This window comes from Undibacterium sp. GW821-FHT11H02, from assembly GCF_058808015.1.
In genome coordinates, this window is record NZ_JBXARG010000010.1 from 146147 (window position 1) to 173082 (window position 26936).

At 47.2% G+C, this 26936-nt stretch carries 25 protein-coding genes; 17 read left to right on the forward strand and 8 right to left on the reverse strand.

All coding sequences use genetic code 11. The annotated features are described in order from the left end of the window. Window positions 1-421: 421 nt before the first annotated feature. Window positions 422-880: a ferritin-like domain-containing protein gene (locus AC1RR2_RS12045; RefSeq protein WP_493222503.1), complete on the reverse strand. Its 459-nt coding sequence runs from the start codon at window positions 878-880 to the stop codon at window positions 422-424. A gap of 164 nt (window positions 881-1044) precedes the next feature. After that, complete coding sequence (locus tag AC1RR2_RS12050) at window positions 1045-3345, reverse strand: catecholate siderophore receptor Fiu (protein WP_493222504.1); 2301 nt, start codon at window positions 3343-3345, stop codon at window positions 1045-1047. A 233-nt stretch (window positions 3346-3578) separates the two neighbouring features. On the opposite strand from AC1RR2_RS12050, the gene AC1RR2_RS12055 reads away from it, so the two are divergent. From AC1RR2_RS12055 to AC1RR2_RS12115, 13 genes are all read left to right on the forward strand, one after another. Beyond that, window positions 3579-4271, forward strand: coding sequence for a Fe2+-dependent dioxygenase (locus AC1RR2_RS12055; RefSeq protein ID WP_493222505.1), 693 nt, complete (start codon window positions 3579-3581; stop codon window positions 4269-4271). Between the two features lie 194 nt (window positions 4272-4465). Then, entirely contained in the window at window positions 4466-5101 is a 636-nt protein-coding gene (locus AC1RR2_RS12060) for a PepSY-associated TM helix domain-containing protein (protein ID WP_493222506.1), read from the forward strand. Window positions 5102-5167: 66 nt separating this feature from the next. Continuing rightward, on the forward strand, window positions 5168-5680 hold the full coding sequence (locus AC1RR2_RS12065) for a DUF2271 domain-containing protein (protein ID WP_493222507.1): 513 nt from the start codon (window positions 5168-5170) through the stop codon (window positions 5678-5680). Window positions 5681-5715: 35 nt separating this feature from the next. Then, complete coding sequence (locus AC1RR2_RS12070; protein WP_493222508.1) at window positions 5716-6537, forward strand: DUF4198 domain-containing protein; 822 nt, start codon at window positions 5716-5718, stop codon at window positions 6535-6537. Between the two features lie 170 nt (window positions 6538-6707). After that, window positions 6708-7691 carry an FAD:protein FMN transferase gene (locus AC1RR2_RS12075; protein WP_493222509.1) on the forward strand — a complete coding sequence of 328 codons (984 nt, stop codon included), beginning with the start codon at window positions 6708-6710 and terminating at the stop codon, window positions 7689-7691. Between the two features lie 439 nt (window positions 7692-8130). Beyond that, a complete protein-coding gene (locus AC1RR2_RS12080) occupies window positions 8131-9603 on the forward strand; it encodes a sulfite reductase subunit alpha (protein ID WP_493222510.1) in 1473 nt (490 codons plus the stop codon). 117 nt (window positions 9604-9720) lie between these two features. After that, window positions 9721-10473, forward strand: a complete 753-nt coding sequence (locus AC1RR2_RS12085) for a substrate-binding periplasmic protein (RefSeq protein WP_493222511.1) — start codon at window positions 9721-9723, stop codon at window positions 10471-10473. A 102-nt stretch (window positions 10474-10575) separates the two neighbouring features. Further along, a complete protein-coding gene (locus AC1RR2_RS12090; protein WP_493222512.1) occupies window positions 10576-10884 on the forward strand; it encodes a hypothetical protein in 309 nt (102 codons plus the stop codon). Between the two features lie 500 nt (window positions 10885-11384). Further along, window positions 11385-11948, forward strand: a complete 564-nt coding sequence (locus tag AC1RR2_RS12095; RefSeq protein WP_493222513.1) for a dienelactone hydrolase family protein — start codon at window positions 11385-11387, stop codon at window positions 11946-11948. 61 nt (window positions 11949-12009) lie between these two features. Continuing rightward, window positions 12010-12675 (forward strand): phytanoyl-CoA dioxygenase family protein, encoded by a 666-nt coding sequence (locus AC1RR2_RS12100; RefSeq protein ID WP_493222514.1) that lies wholly within the window; start codon window positions 12010-12012, stop codon window positions 12673-12675. A 156-nt stretch (window positions 12676-12831) separates the two neighbouring features. After that, window positions 12832-13380, forward strand: coding sequence for a GNAT family N-acetyltransferase (locus tag AC1RR2_RS12105; protein ID WP_493222515.1), 549 nt, complete (start codon window positions 12832-12834; stop codon window positions 13378-13380). 12 nt (window positions 13381-13392) lie between these two features. Next, window positions 13393-13983 (forward strand): protein tyrosine phosphatase family protein, encoded by a 591-nt coding sequence (locus AC1RR2_RS12110; RefSeq protein WP_493222538.1) that lies wholly within the window; start codon window positions 13393-13395, stop codon window positions 13981-13983. Between the two features lie 120 nt (window positions 13984-14103). Continuing rightward, complete coding sequence (locus AC1RR2_RS12115; RefSeq protein WP_493222516.1) at window positions 14104-14484, forward strand: hypothetical protein; 381 nt, start codon at window positions 14104-14106, stop codon at window positions 14482-14484. Window positions 14485-14567: 83 nt separating this feature from the next. Here the strand turns inward: AC1RR2_RS12115 and AC1RR2_RS12120 are convergent, their stop codons facing one another. Further along, on the reverse strand, window positions 14568-15380 hold the full coding sequence (locus tag AC1RR2_RS12120; RefSeq protein WP_493222517.1) for an AraC family transcriptional regulator: 813 nt from the start codon (window positions 15378-15380) through the stop codon (window positions 14568-14570). A 462-nt stretch (window positions 15381-15842) separates the two neighbouring features. Between AC1RR2_RS12120 and AC1RR2_RS12125 the strand changes: the two genes are divergently transcribed. The 4 genes from AC1RR2_RS12125 to AC1RR2_RS12140 all read left to right on the forward strand — a co-directional run bounded on the left by AC1RR2_RS12125 (window position 15843) and on the right by AC1RR2_RS12140 (window position 21520). After that, window positions 15843-17132, forward strand: coding sequence for an MFS transporter (locus tag AC1RR2_RS12125; RefSeq protein ID WP_493222518.1), 1290 nt, complete (start codon window positions 15843-15845; stop codon window positions 17130-17132). Window positions 17133-17433: 301 nt separating this feature from the next. Then, window positions 17434-19056 (forward strand): methyl-accepting chemotaxis protein, encoded by a 1623-nt coding sequence (locus AC1RR2_RS12130; protein ID WP_493222519.1) that lies wholly within the window; start codon window positions 17434-17436, stop codon window positions 19054-19056. Between the two features lie 162 nt (window positions 19057-19218). Continuing rightward, window positions 19219-20031, forward strand: a complete 813-nt coding sequence (locus AC1RR2_RS12135) for a peptidylprolyl isomerase (RefSeq protein WP_493222520.1) — start codon at window positions 19219-19221, stop codon at window positions 20029-20031. A gap of 208 nt (window positions 20032-20239) precedes the next feature. Beyond that, a complete protein-coding gene (locus AC1RR2_RS12140) occupies window positions 20240-21520 on the forward strand; it encodes a dicarboxylate/amino acid:cation symporter (RefSeq protein WP_493222521.1) in 1281 nt (426 codons plus the stop codon). 87 nt (window positions 21521-21607) lie between these two features. On the opposite strand, the gene AC1RR2_RS12145 is transcribed toward AC1RR2_RS12140, so the two are convergent. The 5 genes from AC1RR2_RS12145 to ttcA form a co-directional block, all read right to left on the reverse strand. After that, entirely contained in the window at window positions 21608-22831 is a 1224-nt protein-coding gene (locus AC1RR2_RS12145; RefSeq protein ID WP_493222522.1) for an ABC transporter permease, read from the reverse strand. Between the two features lie 2 nt (window positions 22832-22833). Further along, window positions 22834-23520 (reverse strand): ABC transporter ATP-binding protein, encoded by a 687-nt coding sequence (locus tag AC1RR2_RS12150; protein ID WP_493222523.1) that lies wholly within the window; start codon window positions 23518-23520, stop codon window positions 22834-22836. Beyond that, entirely contained in the window at window positions 23517-24809 is a 1293-nt protein-coding gene (locus AC1RR2_RS12155; RefSeq protein WP_493222524.1) for an efflux RND transporter periplasmic adaptor subunit, read from the reverse strand. Before AC1RR2_RS12155 ends, AC1RR2_RS12150 begins: the two co-directional genes overlap by 4 nt. 12 nt (window positions 24810-24821) lie before the next feature. Then, window positions 24822-25517 (reverse strand): YIP1 family protein, encoded by a 696-nt coding sequence (locus AC1RR2_RS12160; RefSeq protein WP_493222525.1) that lies wholly within the window; start codon window positions 25515-25517, stop codon window positions 24822-24824. A gap of 473 nt (window positions 25518-25990) precedes the next feature. Beyond that, window positions 25991-26929: a tRNA 2-thiocytidine(32) synthetase TtcA gene (gene ttcA, locus AC1RR2_RS12165; protein ID WP_493222526.1), complete on the reverse strand. Its 939-nt coding sequence runs from the start codon at window positions 26927-26929 to the stop codon at window positions 25991-25993. Window positions 26930-26936: the final 7 nt, after the last annotated feature.

A 26936-nucleotide genomic window follows, 5' to 3' on the forward strand; every position in this document is an offset into this window, starting at 1 on the left:
TTGAATCAATGAGCGCCCTCCCGCAAACGCTGATGGCGTTTGCCACGAGAGACGCAAGACTCTATCTTCGTGCGGGGGCGCTCCTCTAAAGTCTTGCGAGGTTTTCTGAGCGCAGCGATCGCTGGTTTGGCGCGATCCTATAATGAGCAATGTCATGCAGGTGCAATCGCTGAAAACGGCAATCGCAACCGGTAGTCTGCATTACTCATTCTTTGGTAAGTCACAGTAATCGATACTTAGAACATATACAAATCTAAAGAAAAAAACCATTCTTCCGCGAGGCAAGATGTATACTTTTCAGCAAACAAATTGAGGGACACTACTATCAAAGAAGAACAGACGATGTCAAAACAAAATTGAGACACTAGAAATCATGTTGAGTCACCTTAAAAACCCAACATGATCTTCAGAACAATTCAAATCAAGACGCCTCAAACACCTCAATCGCGCCCGGACGGCGCAGCATCTTGTTGACTTCATCCAAATGCAATTCTTCTGCCACGATCATTTCTCGCGCATATTCTTCTAGCAGAACCGAGCTGCCTTCGACGATTTTAAGCAAAGCATAGTATGCCGACAAAGCGGTAGTTTCTAGCTCCAAACTTTCGCGCAAGATGTCGCCGATGTCGTGTTTTTCGGTTTCTAATAAGGCGCCTATTTTTAATGAAGGATGACCTCCAAGTAAGGTCGCTAATTCTCCCGCTTTATGCGCATGCGCCAAGCTTTCATCGGCATTTCCTTTTAACCAGGAAACGATAGGAATACGGTTATAGCCATACACCATCAAAGAGTAGTGGGTATATCTGACTACGCCGGCGAGTTCTAATTCCATAATGTGATTGAGGGCGTCGATCGCCTGCTGTTTCTTTACATCATCCATGTTATTTCTCCTGATTTTTTGAAGTTTTCACGACACAATAGAACACAAAAATACTACGCCAGACATCTGGAGCATTGTGTACCTAATTGCCTGCCTATGTAAACGTAAAACGACAAGCCTGTCACATTCAATGACGATGGCCTGCCGTTGCTTTTTAAATCAATTTAGAACAGTACGTTTGCGCTCAATGATATCGTTCGCGGGCTTCCGATGCTGTAACGCGCGCCGCTATTATTCAAAGTGCTGACGTATTTCTTGTCCGTCAAATTATTCACGTTCAATTGCAAAGATACATTGCGCGTTGCCTGATAGCCGATCACCGCATTCGCTACCCAGCTTGATGCAATCGAGGGCATGTTTTGCAAGCTTGTATTAACACTAGGATCGACAATACGTTTTTGCTCAGACGTATAGCGAAGGCCGCCACCGACTGTCCAGCTTGGCGCCACTTTGTAGCTGCTCCACAAAGTGGCAGTTAAATCAGGCGACCAACGTGTCGCAGCGCCCGCCGAATTATTGCCCGTCGAACCTTGCAATACTTTGGTCTTCATCGTCGCAACGCCTGCCGTGATTTGCCAATCTGGATTCACTTGCCCGACCAAGCCCAACTCAACACCTTCAACGCGGCGCTTACCAAATTGAGCGAAAACATTGGTCACCGCATCGACTTGTACGATTTCGTTGGCGTTATCCGTACGATAAAAAGCGGCCGTGAATGCCAAAGCCTTATCTAACAAATCCCATTTGGTACCCAGTTCTAAGTTAGACGTTTTTTGTGGATCGGCGAGCGGGCCATTGACATTGTTCGCTGCGCTGCTCAAAGAGAAATTAGCACTGCCTGGTGGCGTCAGTGAAGTTGCATAAACACCGTACAAGCGACCATTTTTTGCAAGCTTGTAGACCGTACCTAACTTCCAACTGAGTAAATCGTCGCTCTTTTTCACTTTCGCCGCAATCAAAGTGCCAACCGGTAGAGTGGGATTCGCTGCCACAGTGGACAAACTCACAGTACGCGATTCTGTGCTGTAACGCTCGTAACGCAAACCGGCATTCAACTGCCAGTCATTATTCACATCAATTGCATCAAATACATAGAGTGCTGCGGTCTTAGTTTGACCGTCGCTGCTCGCACCATTTTTTAGCAAGGCAGGCAACGCGGTGTTGGCATCGGGTTGGTATAAGTTCGCCGCGGGAATGACTGCCCCTGTGGCAACCGCCAGGGTGTTCGTGGTTTGACGTTCTTGCAGCAGCTCGACACCGGCCGATAGGCTATGTTTGAGTCCCGCCGCGTCAAAACTGCTATTGACACTGGTTTGATTGGCGAAGATGTCGTTGCTTTGATCGAGGCCTTGACGAGTACGCGCTACCGTCCAGGTATTTTGCGCACCGGTTGCGCTTAGGCCGTTAATGCCAGTCAATGCGCGCTTCATCGATGACTGGCCATAACGCGTCACGTTACGCAATACCGTATTTGTGTTCAGATCAAATTCGAACTTCGCGGTTGCCATATCGGCTGCTACTTTTTCAAAATCATTGACACTGCCGTAGTAATTCTTTGAACGCACTTTTGGTGCAGCCAGCAGTGCTGCATTAGCGTTATAGAAACCCGCTAAACCGACAGTAGGGATGCCGCCATCAGGTACATTGTCTTGACGTATATGTTGGGAATAGAAATAAGCGCGCGTCTTTTCGCCCAAACCTACAGCAATAGAGGGCGCAATACCATAGCCATTATTTTCTAATTGATCGCGCCCTGCTACGCCACCAGCTTGTTTGAATACATTCAATCGTAGGGCGCTTGTGTCACCCATTTTTTGATTAATGTCGACAGTGACGCGTTTGTTATTGCCGTTATTAATACTGGCTGTAGCGCTGATCGCATCTTCTAGAGTCGGTACTTTCGACGCCAGATTAATATAGCCTGATGCCGCACCGCGACCCACGTCGGCGCCGGCAGGGCCTTTCACCACTTCAACTTGTTCTACGTTAAAGGTATCACGCGTCACCGCACCAAGATCACGCACACCATCGACGAACACTGAAGATTGCGTAGCAAATCCGCGCATCTGGAAAGTATCGCCTGCACTGGTATTGCCGTTTTCACCTAATTGCATGGTGATACCCGGCGTATTGCGCAAGGCATCCATCATGTTGAAAGCGCCTTGCTCTTGCAGTAATTCTTTCTTGATCACTGACACCATTTGCGGGGTCTCTAACAATGGTTTCACCAATTTGCTGGAGCTGGAAACATCGGCCTTAAATGGCACATCTTGTGTCGCTTGCACTCTCACTTCTGGGAGTGCAGATTCTTGCTTAGATTTTTCTTGCGCAGATTCTTGCAGCTTTGCTGCCTTGTTTTCTTGTGCCTGTGCAGACAAGGGGATAGCCAATGCGGCTAAAGTCATCAAGGTATGGCTCAATTGAACCGCGTTTTTTGCGTGTTTTCGACTACGAATAATTGCCACAGAGTTTCTCCGGAAAAATTAATTAGAACAAGATAGTGGGGGGGAGGCTGGCTGGTGAAAAACTGCTTGGGGTGAGCAGTATCGGTGGCTGGCTAGAGGCTTATTTACGCAAATAATAATAGTTCTCATTTAGATTTGCAAGAACTAAATGATAATGATTCTTATTTACTTATCGAGGGAGTTTGATTACAATGCGACACACTGACCTTGCCAACTCAACCAATTGATCGATCATGATGCTGCACATTCCCGCTGTACTTAGTCTTGAAGAAGTCAACTATCTGCGCAGTCGCTTGGAGACCACGGATTGGGTGGATGGCAAACAGACGGTGGGAGCACAAGGCGCACAAGTAAAACAAAACCGGCAATTACCAGAACACGCCGAAGTTAGTATAGAACTAGGAAAAATTGTCTTAGCCGCAGTCAAAAAACACCCGCTCTTTTTCTCCGCGGCGCTGCCTTTGCGTATCGTTCCGCCCTTGTTCAATGCCTATGCGGGTGGTGAGCACTATGGTTTGCATGTCGATGGTTCGGTTCGTCAGCTACCGAATACTGACTACAGCACTGTTCACCACTTACGTACCGACGTCTCGTCCACTTTATTTTTGTGCGATCCAGATGAATATGATGGCGGCGAACTAGAGGTGGTCGATACCTATGGCACGCATGAGGTCAAACTGCCTGCTGGCGATCTAATCTTGTATCCATCAACCAGTTTGCATCAGGTCAGACCGGTGACGCGTGGTGTCCGCGTTTGTTCTTTCTTTTGGACGCAAAGCATGGTTCGTGACGATGCGCGCCGTAATATGCTGTTCAATATGGATCAGACTATACAAACTTTACGTACTCAATTAGGTGATAGCGCCGAAGTGCTTAGCTTGACAGCGCAGTACCATAACTTAGTTCGTATGTGGGCGGAGACTTAGTGTCAAACAGTGATTTTCGTTTCAGGACAACAAAGTGATACAAAACAAATGTCAAGATTCAATCGAATAGGAATACTTCTCCAATAAAATGTCACTTATTGTTTGTACAGGCGCTGCATTTCTTGAACCGCTTGAATTGCCAATCAAAATAATTTGCCACAAAAATCTTCATTCCACTTTAGAACAAAAACACCGTGCCCACACCTCAACAACAACGCGCTTTTTGGCTACGCCACTTACATAACTGGCATTGGATCAGTTCAGCTATTTGCCTGATCGCTATGATCTTGTTTTCCATCACGGGATTCACTTTAAACCATGCTGGCGATATCGAAGCTCAGCCCTCTATCAGTAAAAAACAAGCGACGCTGCCAGACTCGTTGCTAAGCCAATTGGTAAAAGAAGTTCCGCAGCGTACAAAAAAAGGCGCAAATCAAGAATTACCGGGCAGCGTCAAACAATGGCTAGAACAAAATCATCAAATTGAGGTCGAAGGAAAAGCCGCAGAATGGTCGCCCGAAGAAATTTACATCGCACTGCCAAGGCCAGGCGGCGATGCCTGGCTACGAGTCAATCTGGAAGACGGTGCCATGGAGTATGAAAAAACCGAGCGCGGCGTGATTGCTTATCTCAATGATTTACACAAAGGTCGTAATACGGGCAAAGCCTGGTCATGGTTTATTGATGTCTTCGCTGTGGCTTGTTTGATATTCTGCATTACTGGCTTATTTCTATTAAAAATGCATGCCAATAATCGCGCCTTAACCTGGCCACTGGTCGTGCTGGGATTAGTAACACCTATGTTATTGGCTGTTATGTTTATCCATTGATTTTGATTTCATCTTACTTAATTATTTTTGATTCATCTATTTAGATCGCTCATTGACGAGGTACTTATGCAAAAGCTTCTCCCCTTCGCAATCACCACTTTACTCGGTTCTTCCGCTATGGCTGCGGAACTTGTAGTCAAAGTCGAGATACCCAAACTCGATGTCGCCGAATATCACAAGCCCTATGTCGCACTTTGGATAGAACGCCCAGATCAAACGATGGCAGCCAACCTGCAAGTCTGGTATGACGTCAAAAAGAGTAATAATCAAGGTGCAAAATGGCTAAAAGATTTGCGTCAATGGTGGCGTCGTACAGGGCGCGAATTAACATTACCTATCGACGGCGTCAGCGCGGCAACTCGCATTGTTGGTGAGCATACAGTGAGCTTCTCTGGCAATAGTGGTGCATTAGAAAAATTACCTGCTGGCGATTACAACTTAATCGTTGAAGCAGCACGTGAAGGCGGTGGTCGCGAGGTCTTGAAAGTGCCATTTCAATGGGGTGGCAAAGACAGCCCGGCAGTGACGGCACAAGGCAGCAATGAGCTTGGCAAAGTCAGTGTTCAGGTCAAAAAATAATCTCACTACTCCCATACCCGCCCAAGGATTTCATTATGAAACGTATCGCCCTTCCTATCACCTTATCACTTGCTTTGTGCAGCACTTTATTAGTGAGCTATAGCGCGCTGGCTGACCGTCCTTTTATTTTGCCTGGCATGACCTTAAACTCAGGCAATGCCCCACTCGTTACGTTTGACGCTGCGGTCGGAGAGAATTTATTTTACTTTGATCACAATACACTGAGCATCGATAACTTGATTATCACAGCAGCAGATGGCAGCATCGTCAAACCGGAAAGCACAGCCTTAGGCAAATTACGTAATAGCTTTGATCTGCGTGCCAATCTCCAAGGCACTTATAAAGTCAGTATTGTCAACGATATGCTGATCGCAAATTACAAAGAAAACGGTGCGCCAAAACGCTGGCGCGGCAATGCAGAAAATTTTGCAAAAGAAGTGCCTGCGAATGCAGAAGAACTACAAGTCTTCCAAAACCAAAGCCGTATCGAAACTTTTGTCACCAACGGCAACCCCAATAACACTGCACTCAAACCCAGCGGCAAAGGTTTGGAGTTGCAAGCGATATCGCATCCAAACGATATCGTTGAGGGCGAACCTGCCAGCTTTCAATTTCTATTGGATGGCAAACCGGCTGCAGGCGTCAAGGTCACCGTCATTGCCGGTGGTGCGCGTTACCGTCAAAAATTAGGCGAGCAGTTTTACACCAGCGATGCAGCGGGCAAAGTCAAGATCAACTGGCAAGGCGCAGGCATGTACTGGCTACAAGCGCGCACCAGCGATAATAAAGCCGTGATCCCCGCAGCCAAAGAGCGTCGTGCCAGCTACATCGCAACTTTAGAAGTCATGCCTCAGTAATTTCTCCCTCAAGTTACTGCGCGCCACCCCACTCTTTTTACTGGCGCGCAGGGCTCATTGGTATCAACATTTGTACTCGCCACTTTGATCAACCGCCGCCCCTCAATCAGCTCGTGACTACGCTTAATCCCTCTATCCCAAATCAAAGGCAGGTACTCATACCACTCAACATGAGTCAACCGAGTATTCCTGATGCCAGTATGCGATATCTTGATCTGCGCGGAGTCACGATGGGAACCTACTGGCAGGTGCAGTGCTATGCCGGGACCAAACTCAGTAGCGAGGACCTACAAACAGGAATACAAGCACAGCTAGATCAAGTCGTCGCGCAGATGAGCCAGTGGGAAATCGATTCTGACATCAGTAAGTTCAATCGTGCGCCGGCCAATACCTGGCAGGTACTACCAGAAGATTTTTTCAAAGTATTGCAACATAGTTTATTTGTCGCGGAACAGACCCACGGTGCCTACGACCCCACCATAGGACACCTCGCCAATTTATGGGGCTTCGGTCCAGATGGAAAAATAAGCGCAATACCTGATGCGGCAATCATCAAACCAGCATTACAGCTCACAAAATGGCAGCAAATTAAACTCAACGTGGACAATCAGAGCGCCCTGCAGCCAGGTAATATTCACCTCGATTTATGCTCAACAGCCAAAGGCTTTGGCGTAGATCAAGTAGCGCGCTATTTGCAAGCTTTAAGAATACAAACTTACCTGGTAGAAGTCGGCGGAGAGTTACGCGGCTTAGGCTGCAAACCCGACGGTCAGCCTTGGTGGGTAGAGTTGGAAGACCTGCCAGAATCCCGCGACCCGGCTTGCGTTGCAGCCCTGCACGGTATCGCCATCGCCACCTCAGGTGATTACAGAAGGTATTTTGAAGTGGCAGGACAACGCTATTCACACAGCATAGACCCACGCACTGGCTACCCAGTACAACACGGCGTCGCATCGGTCACCGTACTTCACCCAGAATGCATGATCGCCGACGCACTAGCTACAGCAATGACCGTACTGGGATTGGATGCAGGCATGCACTACGCCAAACAACTACACGCCGCAGCACGCTTTATCGTACGCGAAGACCATGGCTACAGCCAACATTTGAGTCCCGCATTTCTGGCGATGATGGATGAAGATTTAGATGAATGAAAAAGTGCTGACGCTGAAATTTAGTCACCGAGAACTACTCGAGCAACCGCCTTTATCGCATGTGACAGCGCCATTTTTTATCGTGCACAAATGGGAACCCGAAGCGCGATGGCGCCTGCGCCGGCTTTTTTTGGTTACCCTTTTTGGCAAAGCAAAAAAGGTAACTGGCTGTCGGGTCAACCCCCATAGGCGCTAACCAAAATCAGAAAGTCAAAACCAAAACCTCTCAACACGGAGACACAGAGGCGCAGAGAAAGGCCGGAGAAGGCTAATATTATTCAATTTTCTTCAGCTAGACATTTCCTCTGTGCTTTCTCTGTGTCTCTGAGCCTCTGTGGTTAGTGGTTTTAGAATTTGGTTAGCGCCTATGGGGTCAACCCCGACCAGCGCCAGCATTATTAAGTTCAAACAAATAATTTACTTAAAAATTTTTAAAAAAATGCAGTCACAAAAAAAACAACTAAGACTAAACACCCTACTACTGTTAGCCCTAAGCATCAGCGCAGTATGCCTATTCGCACCATTAAATCACGTCCTAAGCATTCACGGCGCTCGTATCAGCACGGTCATTAGCTTACTGATTAGCTACGCCCTGTTTTATTACTGGATACAAGTCAGACACCAACGCGCTCATCAATCCAGTCATCTGGCCACGGTAGACTTACACAAAATTAGCCAAGAACAAGTCCTCATCGTCTACGCCAGCCAAACTGGCTATGCGGAACAACTTGCCACACAAACCCAACACAGCCTGCAACAAGGCGGCATGCAAACCCAGCTTTGCAACATCAGTCAACTCCATGCTGACGCGCTACAACAGGCACATAAAATTTTGTTCCTGGTCAGCACCACTGGCGAAGGCGATGCCCCTGATAGTGCCGCCAAATTCACCCGCAGTGTAATGAGTCAAAATTATAAACTCGCACAACTGCATTACGCCGTACTCGCGCTTGGTGATCGCAATTACCAAGCCTATTGCGCCTTTGGGCACCAACTCGATCACTGGCTCCATCAACAAGGCGCGCAAACCCTGTTCGATACAGTTGAAGTTGACAACGGCGACGATGGCGCACTACGTCACTGGCAACATCATCTGGGCGTGCTTTGCGGTCACACCGACCTCGCCGACTGGCATCAAGCCGAGTATGAGAATTGGACCTTGAGCGAACGCCGCTTACTCAATCCGGGCAGTCAGGGCAATCCCGTCTACCTACTACGCATCATCCCAGGCACCCGCATTAAGAATAGCAGTTGGCAAGCGGGCGACATCGCCGAAATCCTGCCCCGTCGCCCAGGTAACGACCAAACTTTACCGCACCGCGAATATTCAATTGCCTCTATCGAGCAAGACGGCGCAGTCGAACTCATCGTACGCCAGATGCAACAAGCCGACGGTAGCTTAGGACTAGGTTCAGGCTGGCTCACTCACTATGCCGATATCGGCGACACAATAGCCTTGCGCCTGCGCAGCAACCGCAGCTTCCATCCACCGGCCAATCACTGTCCCCTCATACTGATCGGCAACGGCACCGGCATCGCTGGCCTGCGCGCTCACCTCAAACAACGTGCACTACATGGGCAAAATCAAAATTGGCTATTCTTCGGCGAACGTAATCGTGCAAACGACTTTTTCTGTCAAGCAGAAATCGAACAATGGCAAGCCGATGGCACCGTCAACCAACTAGACCTAGCTTTCTCACGCGATCAAGCTCAACGTATCTACGTGCAAGATAAACTACGCGAGCAAGCCGCCGAATTAAGCACTTGGGTCACACGAGGCGCAGCAATCTACGTGTGCGGTAGCTTAGAGGGCATGGCGGGCGGCGTCGATGCAGCACTGCGTGAGATTTTGGGAGATACCGAATTGCAGCGTATGCGTGAAGAAGGTGTTTATCGGCGAGATGTTTATTAGAACCTAGATGTTTGCTTGTCAGAATGAATTTAGCTATAGTCCATATTTGAAAACATCGAAAAGACAAGTTCTTGCGATATTACTCACATTGATCAAAAATCTTGGTAAAACTAAATGATGGCCGTAATAAAAAATCTCCTGATAGCGGCCAGCCTACTCAGTTTTCCTACGCAAGTGCTCGCACAGTACAAAACTTCACCTGTACTGTCTTTGTATTGCGAAGACGATAGACCACTGCAGTTTTATGATGAAAACAAAAAACTAACTGGACTAAGCGTCGAAGTCGTACAAGAAATCCAAAGACGCATAGGCAATAAAGATCGCATCCAAGTCGTGCCGTGGTCGCGCGGCGTCGACAAGTTGAACAAAGAGCCCAATAGCTTTCTGTTCACAATGGCACGCACACCTGACCGAGAACATCTCTATCAATGGATAGGTCCTATCCTGTTTATTGAATATGGTCTGTACGTCAAGGCGGATTCCACCATTCATATTCAAAAGCTCGAAGATGCCAAGAAAATTGGCCTGATTGGCGTGTACCGTGACGATATCCGAGACCAGACCCTCAGCAAATTAGGCTTCACGAATCTGGATCGTGCCAGCTCAGCATCCTCTAGCTTCAAGAAACTAATGATAGGCAGAATTGCTGCCTACGCCGACGCAAAAAAAGGCGTCGCTATCACGGCTAATTTAGCGGGCTATCAAGCATCGGATGTCAAACTAGCCTACGATTTATTTAAAAATCCGCTCTACATTGCCGTTTCAAAAAATACGGATGCAGCCATCGTCGCTCAATGGAATAGCACTTTAGAGGACATGAAAAAAGACAAAAGTTTTCTTAAGATTTTGAAGAAATATAATGAGCACTAATTCGATCAAACGCTAAAGAAGACGCGCTATCGATAAGATGTAACTTAGCAAACAAAATGAATGCCTTCTAATACAAGCTTGTTCTACTTTTCCTATACTTCCATGACCATGATTTTCAAATCAATTGTAGTCGCTGCCTTAGTAAGCATATTCTTTTTAATATTCGCCGTTAGCGCCATGTTTTTAGTTGGCGGAGATGGATCTGCTCCTGCATTCACTTATTTCATGTTGAAACTTATCGATGTACCACGCCAGATGTTTGGAATCTCGTCTGAGGGCATGCTGTTACCTGCAAGCTTGTTTTGGGGCTCCATCGCTGGCTTTAGTACACTAGTAATTCACTTCCTCAAAATCGTATTGGGCGGGCCACAAAACCCTGTCGATAAGGAAAATAGCGCTGAACCAAAATAGTAGGTTTTTATCGCTACTAGATAGCAAAGAAAACTGTACCAGCTCAATTAGGGCCTGTTAACATTTAAATCGGGAGTGCGAATGCGGAAAAACGGGCACAGGGCTAGGCGTCAAGGCGCGCCGCAGTGCGAGCACTGTAAGCGACTTGCAACAACGCCATGTGCCCGTTTTACCCATTCCCGAAGGGTTAAAGCCAAAAGGCGCGATGGACAGCGTTGCAGCTCTTGCCGAGGCACCAGCCTCGGCGGCGAACTACGCCTTGCCATCCCACCTTTTGGCTTGAACGCATCTCCCGATTTAAATGTTAACAGGCCCTAATAAAACAATTTGATCAAATCGCCGACGTGCTTGCGAAATCAAAATAGATAATTGAAGAGTACAAGCAATTCATCGCTACAAGCTCGCTGCTACAGATACCGTTCATCATTTTTTACTTCTCGCTATCGGGAACAAGTTATTTCCAGCTTTCAATCAATGTGGCTATCCAAGGACAAATAGATATGCAAATCATTGTCGCAACTGACATACACGGCATCAACGATGATCTCAAAACACTGTTTCAAGATGTCGGCAATCAAATTAAATTCCTGTCGCCATGGCACACTGATGGTCATCCATTTGACACAGAACAAGAAGCGGTCGCCGCTTTTCATGCCGACAACGGTCTCGTCACCTATCAACAAAAAATTGCAGAAGCGGCAGGGACCACCCCCGCCCTTTTAATTGGATTCAGCGTGGGCGCTACGAGTATCTGGCTACATACTGCCAGCGAAAAATGTCACCCTGAAAGTTATGCTCATTTGATTTATGGTTCTCGCATCAGAGATTATTTGTCCCTTGTTCCACGCTGCAGAACTACACTCACCTTCGCGGAACAGGAATCGTCCTTCCAGCCAGAAACCGTAGTCGCCAAATTGATGGACACCCAAGTTGAATGCAGCATCATCAAAGAGACCCATCACGGCTTCATGAATCCTCGCTCGCCTCACTTTGATGAAGCACTTACACGACAACAGTTAGCGCACATGAAATCATTCCTGATGCGATACAAGGAACATGATTAAGTAAGTCTTGTCGGATACAATCGCTCGCACAAAATTACACGCAAACTGAGAGCAACTCACCATGCATTTTCTTGAAAACGGATTTGAGATCGTCGACGATTTTATCTCTCAGTATTGGCTAGAATTAATCGTAAGTAAAATAGAGCAATCCGAAGATCTGAATCTCAACAGCGGTGTCCGACATATCAATAAGAAATTGCCTGTTATTACGGATTATCTTAACAGCGCCGAGTTTCAAAAAAAGTCTCAGATTTTTTTGCCAGTCAGCGCCTTATTGGTCAGAGCCATCTTGTTCAATAAGTCGCCTGAATCCAATTGGTACGTGAGCTGGCATCAGGACAAAACCGTTTCCGTTTCAAAGCAATTTGATGCAACTGGCTGGCGTACATGGAGTGTGAAGGATGGCAGTTTGCACGTGCAACCGCCATTAGAAGTTTTAGCGGAAATGGTAACCATACGTATGCATTTAGATGCGACACCAAAAGAGAATGCTTGTCTCAAAGTGATTCCCGATAGTCACAAGTTGGGTTTATTGTCACCCGAGCAGATCAGCGATATCGTAGCGACAAATGAAGCGTATTACTGCGAAGCTAAGAGAGGTGCCGCATTGATCATGCGTCCGCATTTGCTGCACGCCTCAAGTAAAAGTACAATCCCCGGCAACCGGCGTGTTTTGCATTTCGAGTTTAGCAATTGGCATCTACCAGATGGTATTTATTGGGACTAATTTTATTTGCACGCCGTTTTCTGGTTGATGTAATAAGTGCCTGCGTAAAGCACGATTCCTCACCTTTTCAAAAGGCAAGTTCTAGGATACTTCCAACATGAGCATCAATTCTTCACCTCGTTTCATTCTGACGATTTGATTACTTTAATTTACGATATGGACACCAAACAGAATTTACCCTTACTGTCTGACCAACTTCAATTACGAAGACTAAACGTCGCCGATATTATTGACTTCCAAGCCTATCGCTTAGATCCTGAAGTGGGAAAATATCAAGGTTGGCAGGCCACTTCTCAGGAAGATGCCTTGGCCTTTCTGGCTGAAATGGCGCAAATCAATCTACTCATACCGGGCGAGTGGTGTCAGCTTGGCATAGTACTGCGAGACGAGCAGCGTCTGATCGGTGACATTGGCATTTGCGTATCACGCGACCAAGATGAAGCGGAAATAGGATTTTCTCTAGCGTCGGCTTATCAAGGACTAGGCCTGGCACAAGTCGCACTGCAGTTAGTGATCCAATGGATCTTTCAGCAAACCCGGGCGCAGCGTATTAAGGCTGTCACTGACGCGAGGAATCTGTCATGCATTAAACTACTGGAGCGCTTGGGCATGCAAAAGACGGAGACACAAGAAACGATGTATAAAGGCGAGGCATGCGTAGAATTTACTTACCTATTGCGCCGAGCGATGTTCGTAAATAAGTAAAATAAGACTTTGATGCTCGCTTTGCAAAAAACACAGGCCAAAATCATGCAAAACTGTTTCTATCATCACCGTAGAGCCTTTCTCGCCTTCGCTGCAGGCAGTTGCCTTTCTCACTTTCAACTTGTCCAAGCAGGAGAAACGCGGATAGCAGCGCCAAATGTAGTGCCGATCTCGGCACGATTGTTCACTTCCGGGCAACCCAACTTAGAAACGCTGACCAACTTGTCAAAGCAAGGATTTGAAGCGCTCATCTATCTTGCACCGCCCACTTCTTCTGATGCGGTTCCCGGCGAAGCTGAAATTATCCGCGGACAAGGCATGGAGTTCGTCAACATACCGATACAATTTGGCAACCCGACACAAGCAGATTTCGAAGCATTCGTCGAGGCTATGAACCGATTTCGCCAGCGCAAATTACTAGTTCATTGCCAGGTGAACATGCGCGCTTCTAGTATGACTTTTCTATATCGTGTCATTGTTGGACGCGAAAAGCCCGAGCTTGCCTACGAATCCGTGGCGAGAGTATGGTCACCGAGCGGCGCTTGGAAGAAGCTCATCACAGAGCAATTAAAAAAAGCAGAAATTAATTTTGAGCCTTATTAAGGTTTGCGTTTTTTATTGCGTTTTCGAACCACATGAAGAAAACTCCTAGAGCCGTCTATTTTTTGCTACGATGCTGCGCTTAGGCGTTTTTTAAGCCTGTCGTTTTCTTATTTCACTATTATGCTGCGCGAAAAATTATTCTTAAGTATTATTTTCTTGGTTTTATCTATGATGGGTGGTTTAGCTTGTCTGCCACTATTCGTGTTAATCACAGGCGACGTGGCAAAAGCCAATCAACTAGGCACCAGCACATTACTTATTTTGCCAGTAATAAGTCTGGGCTTGCTATGGTCCTCTAAGCTCACTTCTGTATATGCGCTGCGTCGCAATTGCTTTATTGCCTGGGCTGTCATTTTGATGACGCTAGGGATAACGAATTTAATCTTGATCAAAGCCTACACGGACTCCCATAGCACCATCATTATGTTAGGCGTGGTCTGCGCCATTATTAGCCTGCACGCGCACAATAAAGACAAGAAAAGAATGCTGAGCTCTACCTAATTCAATTCCGCCTTATTGAAGAATTAGCTATCGAGCCATAGGCTGCTGATTTTCGTTTTCCAAATTTGATTAAAACTCAATGGTCATGTCTTAAAAAACTGCGAAGGCGATTGCCCGAAAGTTTTTTTGAACATCGCGGAAAAGGCCGATTGGCTGGCGTAGCCTAATTCGGCGGCCACCACGGACAGCGGCTTTCCACTGGCAATTAAAGGGGCGGCACGTGCCAGGCGCATTTGCTGGCGCCACAATCCAAAACTCATTTGCATTTCACTTTGAAACAAGCGCGCTAATGTACGCTCGGAGGCGCCGACTTGTTTGGACAAATCTTGCAGGCTGAGATTAGAAGCAGGTTCTGCGATCAAAATTTTACACAGGCTACGCAGACGATTGTCACGCGGCATAGGGACATTTAAAGGCAAGGGTGCCGCATGCGCCAGTTCGTCTAATAAGCAAGCCGCCAAATGGGCTTCACGCTGTGTATGTTGAATGCTACCCGCTTGATAGTCTTGAGACAGCTCTAACACGGTCAAGCAGCGCACCAATTCGCGCATCAGGCCTGACACCTCCAACACCACGCATTCTACGCCCATGATTGGCACCACCGAGCTCTCAATATGGATGGCTCTTAGCTTCGCTCGCTCTAATGTTCGTACTTCATGAACCACATGAGCGGGTATCCAGATCGCCCGCTGTGGCGGGACAAACCAGGTTTGATGATTGGCATTAACTTGCACCGCACCATCAATTGCATAAGTCACCTGACCCCAATCATGCTGATGCGCGCTGAGTAATTCATCGGCCTCCAAATCGCGGGCGACCACGCGCACCGGACGTGCTGGTGTCGGCGATAAACTAGCGGGGGGTGAACCGGTATGCGTGAGCGGTGTGTGCAACATGTTTTATGATCCTAGAAACCTTAGTTGGACGGGTTCGAGTGTGCGTTTTTCCGCGTTGCTGGCGAGGCGTGACGACGACACAACCTCCAAGTTGATAGGAGGAACAACGAAGTCCAGAAGCGCGGCAAAATGGGCAATCGAATTCGTAGCGCTCCCACCAAAATGGTGAACAGAAAAAACATGATGAAAGCTAATACTCATACGGCATCCTAGGCGGAATTAAGCGGTCAACTGAGGTTTTTAGGATGATAGTGCTTGAATTTACTTACTTTATTAGCCACAACTTAACTCAAGTGATGGCGACAAAATCAGGAGTTGGCGCAATTTGAATAAATTATGACTGTTTATCTTAAAACAGACGAGGTTTTTTTGCTTACACTGAATTAAATCGAGCGGTGCAAGCGGGCATCGAGCACGCAAAAAATACAGCGCTAAGTAAGTTCTAAGAGAAAGCACTAAATTATGACCAGTATCACTGCCAGCCACGAACCTAAACAAACACCCAATAGCTTCAAACAAGATGCTATGGTGATCAGCCTAGTTGGTTTAGCACATGGTATTTCACATTTCTTCCATATGATTTTGGCACCGCTGTTTCCTTGGTTGAAGGAGGCATTTAGCCTGTCTTATGCTGAACTTGGTTTGTTGATGAGTGCATTTTTTGTGGTGTCTGGCCTAGGTCAGGCTTTATCGGGATTCGTCGTCGATAGGATAGGTGCTCGTGCGGTTTTGTTTTTTGGGATTAGCTGCCTGGCATTATCTGCGCTGGTGCTGGCAGTCGCTCCGAACTATACGATGTTGATGTTGGGTTCTATGCTGGCTGGCCTGGGGAATAGTGTGTTTCACCCTGCCGATTACACCATCTTAAATAAATGTGTGACGACGCAACGCTTAAGTCACGCTTTTTCTGTGCATGGCATCAGCGGCAATCTGGGCTGGGCGGCAGCCCCCGTATTCTTAGTGACACTCGCTAATCTGTATAACTGGCGCATCGCTTTAATGGCAGCCGCCGCTTTGCCAGTGGCCGTATTGGTGATTTTGTTCTTCTATCGCCATCTCTTGCACACAAATCCTAAGCCACATGCAAACCCAAGTTCAGTAAAAAATACGCCCGACGCAAATGGTGCTGAGAACAGCCTGTTTCACTTTATGCGCTTACCTGCGGTGTGGATGTGCTTCTTATTTTTCTTCATGATTTCTATGGGCATAGGCGGCATACAAAGTTTTTCCGCAACGGCCTTACGCGATGTCTACGGCATGTCTCTGGCCTGGGCGACCGCCGCCTACACTGCTTATATGTTGACGTCAGCAGCAGGTATGATTTGGGGTGGTTTTATTGCGGCCAAAACCACGGATCATGACCGTACGATCACAATAGCATTTTCTTTCTCAGCAATCATTGCCTTGCTGCTGGCAACCGGCTGGGTCTCAGGCATGATGGCGGTGATATTAATGGGCGCGGTGGGTCTGGGTGCCGGGATCGCAGGTCCTTCGCGCGATTTGTTGATCCGCGCCGCTTCACCTAAGAACGCAACTGGTCGCGTATATGGCGTGGTGTATTCGGGTCTGGATATAGGCCTGGCTTTTTCACCAGCGCTGTTTGGTGCCATTATGGATGCGCACCAACCGAATTGGGTTTTCGCTTGTATAGGCCTATTTCAATTGTTAGCCATATTTACCGCAGTCGGCGTCGGCACTAGCACTCGAAAAATACGCAAGCAGTCCACAGAACAAACCCCATCTCGTAATTGAAAATCTAATACTTCTTACCAGAACCTAGTCTCATCCAACAAGTTTTGCAAGATTTTGCAAAACTTGTTGCTATAGAACAATGATTTATATCGAAATGCTTTTAGTAAAGCGCGGTGCGCGTGGTAGGATTTTGCCCGCAGGATCTTCGAACTTTATGCGTACAGACTTACAACTCCAACAAGCTCCCAGTTCTAATCCAATAAGACCGCCCATCACCTCAATACCCACCGCCATCACTTAGCTGGCTTTCGTTTGAGGTATTTTTTGCGGTCTAATTTATGACCAATTTCAGGAGAGCACTATGATCGGCCTAGGCCTCATTCATCGAATTAATGTCAGCAAACGCTTGGGTGCGCTAGTACTCAGCTCGCTACTGGGCATTGTTGCCATCAGTGTGTTTTTTGTCGTCACAGAAAAAAACCTGATCCTAAAGGAACATCAACTCGGTATTCAACACAATGTTGAATTAGCCAACTCACTAGTAGAGCACTACCAAAAACAAGTCACCGAATCCAAAATGAGTGAAGCAGATGCCAAGCAAGCTGCACTTGCCGCGGTGAAAGCCCTACACTTTGGTGAAAACGGCTATATGTGGATTAACGATACCCAGCCAAAAATGTTAATGCACCCCATTTTACCCGCGATGGAGGGGCAGGATCTTTCGGAAAAGAAAGATAGCAAAGGTAAAGCGCTCTACATCGAGATGCGCGATATTGCAAAAAGCAAAGGTGCGGGCTTTGTCTCTTTCATGTGGCCAAAACCAAATAGCTCGCTGCCTGTCGAAAAACTGGCCTACGCCAAACTCAATCCACAATGGTCTTGGATCATTTCTTCTGGCGTCTATTTAGATTCTATCGATGCCATCATTTATCAGCGCACGATACAAATTCTGATTATTGTCTCTCTATTTTCCCTCTTGCTATTTGCGTTCGGTTTAATTATCGCCCGTGGCTTAACCAAACAATTAGGCTGCGAGCCGCAGTATGCGATGGATATTACCAGCGCCATCGCTGCGGGCGATTTGACCGTGCATATTGAACTCGATACAAAAAATCAATCTAGCCTGCTGTATTCCATCTTCAGCATGCGTAACAGCTTGCGCGATATTATTCGTGAAGTACGCAAAGGCACAGAATCGATTGTTACCTCATCGACTGAAATCGCCAGCGGCAATATGGATTTATCTTCACGCACCGAGAGCCAGGCCAGCGCACTAGAAGAAACCGCTGCGTCTATGCTGACTTTAACTGATGCCGTCAATCTGAATTCTTCCCACGCACGTAACGCCAATCAAATGGCGGCGTCAGCATCCGATGTGGCCATCAAAGGTGGTGCCGTGGTGAATCAAGTGATCGATACCATGAGTGTGATTAATGCGTCCTCACAGAAGATTGTCGACATCATCTCGGTCATCGATGGCATCGCATTCCAAACCAATATTTTGGCATTGAATGCGGCGGTTGAAGCTGCCCGCGCGGGTGAACAAGGCCGTGGTTTCGCCGTGGTTGCATCGGAAGTACGCAGCCTGGCGCAGCGTTCTGCCAGCGCAGCTAAGGAAATTAAGATGTTGATTGGCGACTCAGTGGAGAGCGTCAAGCGCGGCACGCAATTAGTCGACCAAGCGGGCGACACCATGAAAGAAATTTTAGAAAGTGTAGAGAACGTCACCCAAATCATGGAGCAAATTACCAAGGCCTCAGACGAACAAGCGACCGGAATCGCGCAAGTAAATACAGCGATTCATGAAATGGACGATGTCACTCAGCAAAATGCCGCGCTGGTCGAACAAGCCGCTGCCGCCGCAGGTGCCATGCAAGAACAAGCTCACGCCTTAACGCAAGTCGTGCATATGTTTAAGATGCGTGGCGATCCAGTGGTAAGTGCGCAGGGCAAGCACATCAAGCCTGCACCGCAATTGCATTAAACCTTAGTTGAAAAAAGAATGGCTAGTCTGGTTTTCCATCCAAAGCGAGGAAATCACACTAGCCATTTTTTTATGCCGCGTAGGTGATTATTACAAAAATAGCTAGCTGTCCGCCTGCGGCTTCCTTACAATAGCTCAAGCCTATTTGATCAAGGAATTCACATGAAACTATCTCGCTGCATCTCCCTCACTTTATTCAGCGTTTGCATCGCTGGAAGTAGCTACGCCGCAGATGACTGGCGCAGTCTAGACCCAGAAAACACCTTAATCATCGACTCGAGCAAAGGTCGCATGGTCATAGAAATGCGGCCAGAAATGGCGCCCAAAGCAGTCGAGCGCATCAAATTACTGACACGTGAAAAGGTCTATGATGGCCTGCAATTTCATCGCGTGATCGCCAAGTTTGTCGCACAAACTGGTAACCCCAATAACAAAGATGGCGGTGGCACAGCCTATCCAAATCTGCCGCCAGAGATGATGTTCAAACTCCCGTATCAAGCGGTCGATGTCTTTGCCAGCAAGAGCAGCGATGCGGCAACAGGCTTTCTCGGTAGCGTTCCCATGCAGTCTTTGCCGGTCACCGATGCCATCACAAAATCCAACGGTCTGTTACGCAGTTGGGGCGCGCATTGTCCTGGCGTTGCTGGCATGGGGCGCAATGAAGCACGCGACTCAGCCAATAGCGAACTATATTTCATGCTCGACGCCAGCCGTCGTCTGGATCGCGATTACACGGTATTTGGCCGGGTCGTCATCGGCATGGACGTTCTGCTTAACATCACCCACGGTGAACCACCCGCCAATCCCGATATCATGAAAACTGTCAGGCTATTAGCGGATCTGCCTGTCAATGATCGTCCCAAAATCAAAGTCATGAGTGGCCAAGCTTTAGAAAAATTAGTCGCTCAAAAGCGCCACGAAAAAGGCGGCGATTTTAGTATTTGCGATGTAGACATACCTGCAAAACTGAATTGAGCCCTACCCCTAGCTATCTGAAAATGGGCATTTTTGAAAAACTCAAGTAGACATCAAGCAGATTCTGTCACGCAGAATCTGCTTTTTTTTATGAGCTCAGCATAATTATCTGTTTCGGTCAATTTGATACAACAACCAGGCTAGCTATTTCGGTTAAGATGAGATCGCTCGGGCGCTAACTTCTTATCTATCCACTTGGCTGCAGAACATGACTTCTCATACTACCGTAACAGTGAACTCTTCAAGTCTACTAAAAAATTACGCCAGCATTTTGCTACTTTTAGGTGGAATTTGTATCGGTAGCGCAGTGGGTTTCATCTACGGCAATCGAATTGAAAGTATCAAATTCATCGGTGATATTTTTTTAAATTTATTATTCACTGCCATCATTCCCTTAGTATTTTTTACGATTGCCTCCTCCATCGCGAATCTGCAAAGAACCGATAGTCTGGGTAAGCTATTTGGTATCGTTAGCGGTGTTTTTTTGGCGACTATACTAGTCTCCGCTGCGGTGATGACGGCAGTGATGCTCATGTTCCCGATTGCACATGATGCGACTTTGAGCGCGATGGCACAGCAGGCTTTATTAGACAATCCCGCCAATAACAATCACAGCGCCGGCACCAGTATCACTCAGGTATTAACGGTCAATGATTTTTTTGAATTGATGGCACGTAAAAATATGCTGGCATTAATCTTGATTTCACTTTTGGTGGGTTTTGCCACGCTACGCGCCGGAGAAAAAGGCAAAGCGTTTGCGAGTTTTTTGGATTCGGCGAATGAAGTGATGAAACAATTACTTGAGTTAATTATGAAAACTGCGCCCCTGGGTTTAGGTGCTTATTTCGCTTATCAAGTCGGTGTCTTCGGTCCGCAATTATTAGGTGTATATGTTCAGCCTCTGGCGCTGTATTACGCGACTTGTGCCACCTACTTTGTGATTTTCTTTAGCCTGTATGCCTACATGGCTGCAGGCAAATTAGGTTTGACAATTTTCTGGAAAAACAATCTGACACCGGCGCTCACTGCAGTCGGCACTTGCAGCAGTATCGCCACGATTCCAGCCAATTTATTGGCGGCAGAAAAAATGCATATTCCTGATTACGTCCGTAACATCGTGATACCACTAGGCGCGCCAATACATAAAGATGGCTCCAGCATGTCCTCGATTATCAAACTCGCTTTATTATTCGCGATGTTTGGTAAAGATTTTTCTGCGCCCACCATGTTGTTAGCGATTATGGGTATCACGGTCATTGTGTCGATTGTGGAAGGTGGCATTCCTAATGGCGGCTATATAGGCGAAGTATTTGCGATTACCGCTTTCGGTTTTCCTATGGAACAGGCACTACCAGTCGCGATGGTGATCGGCACTTTAGTGGACCCTATTGCGACTTTGCTCAATGCCAATGGCGATCTGGTATCGTCTATGCTAGTCACACGTATTGCCGAGGGTAAGGATTGGCTCACATCAAGGTTAAATAAGTAAAAAAGCTGCAGGATCGATGATCACTGCAGCTTTTTTACTGTCAATTCACCTCACTTAGCTCATACTGAGTTTGCACTTGGTTTGTACTCACTCATACCGCAATGCATCAATAGGATCTAACTTTGCTGCTTTGCTGGCCGGCATCACACCAAACACGATACCGACCCCCGCCGAGAACACAAACGACAATACGACAGCCCACCACGGCACGACGGCATCAGGGAAATCTGGAATCATTTTTGAGATCCCAAATCCCAAACCATAGCCGAGTATCAAGCCTATCAAACCACCTAACACCGAGAGCGTAATGGCTTCGATCAGGAACTGCATCATGATGTCGCGGCTACGTGCACCAATCGCTTTGCAGATACCAATTTCGCGCGTACGTTCAGTGACCGATACCAGCATGATATTCATAATGCCGATACCGCCGACTAATAAGGCGATTCCGACAATGCCGCCCATCACCAAAGTTACCGTCGCCGTAATACTATCTAAACTCTTAGACAACTGATCAGAGGATTCCATATCAAAATCATCGGGCGCATCGGGATCTAATTTATGCGATTTACGCATCACAGCTTTGATACGCGGTTTGACCTCTTCCAGCTTAGAAATATCTTTCAAGGACACCGTAAATTGCATATTACGCAGGCGCTGATTATTGCCCATCAAACTGCGCCCTGTGCGGAAAGGGATGATCACATAATCATCTTGTGACATGCCAAACAATTCACCACGCTTTTCCATCACACCAATAATTTTAAACCACTCATTACTGAAGCTGATGTATTGACCGATAGGGTTTTCTGGCAAGTGCAAAGACTCAATCAGCTTAGGTCCTATCACCGCCACTCTACGCGCACTCGACTCATCCGAATCACTCAAGAAACGTCCCATGCTTGCGAAACGTTGTTGCACTTCCTGATAGGTCGGCGTGGTCGCCATGATACGTGCTGTGGTATCAGTACTACCAAAACGAACCGTGGGTGACGACAATAAAACCAAAGGACTGACATCGGCGATTTCATCAACATGCGTACGCAATTGTTCTATGTCTTCAAATCGCAATTCATTGAACTTGCCGCGCATCGCGTCTTTCATAGTGTTATGCGCAGTGATGGTTAAAGAATTACCGCCCAAACCTTCAAACTGCTTGGTCACACTTTTCGACAAACCTTGAATCAGCGAGATCACGGTAATCACCGAGGCGACACCAATGATAATTCCGAGCGAGGTCAAAAAACTGCGCATACGATGGGCGCGAATTGAATTAAGCGCTGACCGGATACTTTCTAATAAAAGAAACATATTTACGCTCCCGGGACATTACGAACATCGCTTAACACACGACCGTCATGCAATCTGACGACGCGATGGCACTGTGCAGCGATATCTGGTTCATGCGTCACCATTACGACCGTTTGACCATTCCTGTGCACTTCTTTGATCAAATCCAGAATTTCCAAACTAGTACTGGAGTCAAGATTTCCTGTAGGCTCATCCGCCAACAAAATCGCCGGCTTACCGACCAGCGCACGCGCGATCGCAACCCTTTGCCTTTGACCACCCGAGAGCTCATTCGGACGATGATGCATACGCGACCCCAAGCCTACGTGATCAAGTGCCTCGGCCGCCAAACGACTGCGTTCTTTATACCCTATGCCCCGATAGATCAAAGGTTGCGCCACATTGTCGAGTGCAGTAGCACGCGGTAACAAATGAAAGCTTTGGAAAATAAAGCCGATCTCAGCATTTCGCACTAAGGCCAACTCATCGCTTTCCATCGTTGCCACATCGCGACCATTAAGTTGGTAGGTACCCGCACTCGGCCTATCGAGGCAACCCACGATGTTCATCATGGTTGACTTTCCCGAACCGGAAGCACCGATAAACGCAACAAACTCATTGCGTGCAATGTGCAGATCCACACCGCGCAAGGCATGCACAGTTTGGTCGCCCATTTGATAGTTTTTTTCGATAGCGGTCAGCGTAATCACGGTTTTTTCCCATCCGCACTGGCTGAGCTGGCGGGCTTACTTTCGGACTTAGATTCAGATGCTTTTCCCTCTTTGTTCGCTTTATCGGCCGGCTTTAATTCCTTGACTTGGTCACCGTCACGCAATGCACGCAGCACTCGCGCAGGCCCCGTCACGACATTATCGCCTTCCGCGACACCTGACAAAACTTCTTGATTATTGTCATCTGCGATGCCGACTTTGACTTCCTTTTTACGCGCGACGCCATCTTTTACAATAAAGACCACGCCAGCGCCCTTAATTGTTTCTTTAGCCTCTTTCGTGTCTTTATCCAACTTCATGCTATCACCGGTCAAGATCGCTTGAATTGGCAACACTGGTTTTGGACTGCCGCCGCCAGTAATAATCTCAACCCGGCAGGTCATCCCGGTGCGAATACCCAACATGGTTTCCGCCAGACGTAACTTCACTACATAGCTTTTGCCCTGCGAGGCACCCGCTACAGCAAGCTTTGGTGCCATCGAGACTTCTTCAACAGTTCCCGCTACAGCTTGGTCGTCGAAAGCTGCCGGATACACTTTGACTTTCTGTCCCACTGCGACTTTTGCTACGTCAGCCTCATCGACATTCACCTCCGCCATGATGCTGCCCACATCGGCTATCGTCATCAAAGAAGAACCCGCCATGCCCGTCGCACTTGCAACCGCTGTTTCACCTATCTTAATCTGAACTGCGGTCACAGTACCGCTGATTGGCGCTTTGACTTCGGTTTTATCCAAACGCTTTAATGCCTGATCCAATGATGCATTGGCTTGTTGCATGCTTTCACGTGCCGCATGCAAATCTACCTTTGCGACATTGAACTGATGCAAAGCATCTTCATACTTGCTGGTATCAATAAACTTCGCTTCGGCAAGACGGCGACTACGATCTACATTGACTTGTTGACGATCGACGTTCAACTGCGCACGTTCTATGTTCACTTGTGCACTGCGCACAATGGCACGTTGTTGTGTCACTTCCGCTTTGATCAAGGTAGGATCGAGACGCAGCAAGACTTGTCCTTGCTGTATCTTGTCGCCTTCTTTGACCAGCACTTCAGAAACCTTGCCGATCACCTCACTCGATAATTGCACTTGCTGACGGAAAACAAAATTTCCCGATGCCAAAATCGAAGGTTGAATTTCTTTCTTGCTGACTGCGGCTAATTCAACTTCCAGCTTAGGCTTACTACCACTAAATTTAATGGCAAGTGGTACAGCAATTACAGCGACTAACGCGGTAATTCCAATCAGTTTACTTTTATTCATAGTCGCTATCGCTTAATTAGAGAATGCAATTTTTAATGCCCAGCCGCCGTAGAAGAAGGCGTAGGGTAATACGGCTGCGATTGCGCAAGCAACATTGCTGCGTCCGGTCCAAACACGCAAACCTACAAAAGACAAAAACACAGTCCACAGCGTAGGCAGGTTCAGATTATTCAAGAAGCTCGCCCATGGTGTTCCCAGTTGCGCGTGCGCTAGCAGATAATTCATAGACAGCATATTCAAGTCTTCCAATGCGACTTGTCCATGTCCTGTTGCAACTTGGATTGCCATCAATGGCAAGCCCAACAATGCCGGAACGCTAATCCAAATTGCAAAGTGAAACCACTTGCCGTAGCCGATTTCACTACCCAAAACTTTAGACGCAACCCAATAGTACAAAGCGAATACAGCGTAAATGATAGGAGTTGCAATTAACACGCCGCCCAGGGTCGAATACATCATGGCATTACGCGTCATGAAACTCGCCATTGCTGCACGCGCTTCAGGCTTCAAGTCTGGTTGAGCGCTTAGAGTATGTTCGAGCAACCAGGCGAAATCGACCGTCGAGTAGTACCAATAAAACACGGCCATGGTACCAACGATAATCAATGCTAAAGGCAGCCATGCTGCCGGTTTCTCTTTCAAAGACTCAAAGGCTGATCTTGGTTCGTAAAATATTTTTGCCAGAGTCGATAGTGCATTTGTAGACATCATGTTTCCTTTTCTTTTTTATTGATGAAGGGAAGGCTTACCCGGTTTTACTGAGATTCAAACTATTTCAAGACTTTGTTTCGACAAATGCTTGTCGAATTACAGACAGCATCATAATCCTAGCTTGTCGAAATTGCATAATTTTTAAATTCGGTAGAAATAGGTTTCTTTGCACGCTGAATTTTCTGCATTTGTGCGTTTCGCTCACGAAGTCCGCAGAAAATCTGAGCTTTCACGATGCTCAGATAGCGCTATTGCACTCATTTACAGCTAACTTCCACGTGCTAAAGTGTAATCGGCGCAACACTAGCCAGGCTGAGGATGCGATAAACGACGATTTATCAGTGACGAATGCCCGCCAAACAGGATGAAATTTTTCTTGGTTGCGACAGAAGTTAGTGGCAATGCTAGAAGCTGTGGAATACAGGTAAAAAAAATGCGCCCCTAAGGCGCACTTTCCACAGCTTTAAACATCAGTCCTGATCCGTAAGCAAATTGATTATCCCTGTCGTGGGCGTAGCGCAAGGCTCATCATCGAACGCGATATCGCCGTTAGGAACCGCATCGCCCGTCAATGCTAGGTCACGGAAATTGAATAAATCTTTATCCATCAAATGCGACGGCACTACGGTCGATAGAGCAGAAAAAATATTATCAACACGACCCGGATGTTGTTTATCCCAGTCACGCATTAATTGTTTCACATGTTTGCGTTGCAAGTTCTCTTGCGAGCCACACAAATTGCAAGGAATAATCGGGAACTGTTTCACTTCTGCATAGCGCTCGGTATCCGATTCTTTGACGTAAGCCAAAGGACGAATCACTATGTGCTTGCCGTCATCGGATTGCAATTTGGCGGGCATGCCTTTGAGTTTGCCGCCGAAAAACATATTCAGAAAAAAGGTTTCCATAATGTCGTCGCGATGATGACCGAGTGCGATCTTGGTCGCGCCCAATTCATCCGCGACTCGATACAAGATCCCGCGACGCAAACGCGAACATAATGAGCACGTCGTCTTGCCTTCAGGAATCAGGCGCTTGACGATGCTGTAGGTGTCTTGATTTTCGATGTGATAAGGAATGCCAAGCTTATCCAAATACGCAGGCAAAATATCTTCTGGAAAACCGGGTTGTTTCTGATCGAGATTGACGGCAACGATATCAAAATTAATCGGCGCTCGCTCGCGTAAAGTCATCAAAATATCGAGCAAAGCGTAACTGTCTTTACCGCCCGACAAACACACCATAACTTTGTCGCCATCTTCTATCATATTGAAATCGCCAATCGCTTGTCCTACCAGACGACACAGGCGTTTGTGCAATTTATTATTCTCGTAGGCGATCTTTTCAGGCGATCGGGTCGATGCGGTTTGTGCCAATTTTCCTGGCGTTGGCATGGAGATGACTTGCATATGCTGA